At 56.1% G+C, this 1,150-nt stretch carries 2 protein-coding genes; both read left to right on the forward strand.

Annotated elements, in window-relative coordinates; translation table 11 throughout:
- Nucleotides 1-684, forward strand: a 684-nt coding sequence (gene xseA / locus Q7U95_RS04680) for an exodeoxyribonuclease VII large subunit (RefSeq protein WP_308752273.1), incomplete at its 5' end; no start/stop codon positions are given.
- A 110-nt stretch (nucleotides 685-794) separates the two neighbouring features.
- A partial coding sequence (locus Q7U95_RS04685; RefSeq protein WP_308752275.1) for a hypothetical protein occupies nucleotides 795-1,150 on the forward strand: 356 nt, incomplete at its 3' end.

A 1,150-nucleotide genomic window follows, 5' to 3' on the forward strand; every position in this document is an offset into this window, starting at 1 on the left:
CAGGGAGCCGGCTCCGCCGGGGATATCGTCCGGGGGCTTGCAAGGGGGGGGGGAATTCCCGGGGTCGAGGCCGTGATGCTGGTTCGAGGGGGAGGCAGCCGTGAAGACCTCAACCCATTCGACGAGGAGGAAGTCGTCAGGGCGATAAGGGGATGTCCAGTACCCGTTATCACGGGTCTTGGTCACCAGGTCGACAGAACCCTTGCCGATCTTGCCGCCGACATGGATGCTCCGACACCCTCCGCCGCAGCGGAGGCCCTTTTCCCGAGCCGCATTGAAATAATCCGTGAACTGAGAGCCGCCGGGGACAAAATGGCTCGAATAGTATTCGCGTCGGTAATGGAATTCAGCTCCTCTTTGCAGAATAATCGAACCTGCCTGGCAAGGGCAGTCGAGCGTTCCGCCATAATACCCGCAGAGGGCATGCTTGTACGGCTTGGAGACAGAATGGTCAATGCCGTCAAAAGGGGAGTAACCCTCTCATTTTCTTCGCTTGAAAACGCTGCGTCCTCCCTGGATGCACTCTCCCCGCTCAAGGTTCTTTCAAGGGGTTTTACCTCCTGTTCCACACCTGACGGCGGCCTTGTGTCCAGCGTATCGGAAGTGTCTCCGGGGGACGGCCTGAACGTCAGATTCAAAGATGGCCGTATCATTACCAAAGTCGCTGAAATCTATCCGGATTGATCTTCGCAAGGGGGTAAGTCATCATGGTCCCCGAAACTCTCAAATGGGATCCTTCAGGAGAGAGCCTGTTGCTTCTTGACCAGAGAACATTGCCCTCCGTGGTCCGGTATGTGACGTGCTGCAATTATCACCAGGTCGCGGAGTGCATCGAGAACCTGACGGTCCGGGGGGCTCCCGCGATCGGAATAGCGGCGGCCTATGGTCTTGTCCTTGCTTCAAGTGAGGGAATCGACCTTGTCAGGAAGGCCGCAGTTCGTCTTGCCTCCACGAGGCCGACGGCCGTCAATCTTTTCTGGGCGATCACCAGGATGACAAACCTTGCGGAAAGAATCAAAGAAACGGCTGGAATGAAGAAAATGCTTCTTGAAGAAGCCAATGCAATTTTGATTGAGGACATCAATTCCAACATTTCGATCGGAAAGAACGGGCAGGGTCTTCTTCCACCGAGTTGCCGGGTGCTGAGCCA

This window comes from Candidatus Oleimmundimicrobium sp. (assembly GCF_030651595.1).
Lineage (GTDB): Bacteria > Actinomycetota > Aquicultoria > UBA3085 > Oleimmundimicrobiaceae > JAUSCH01.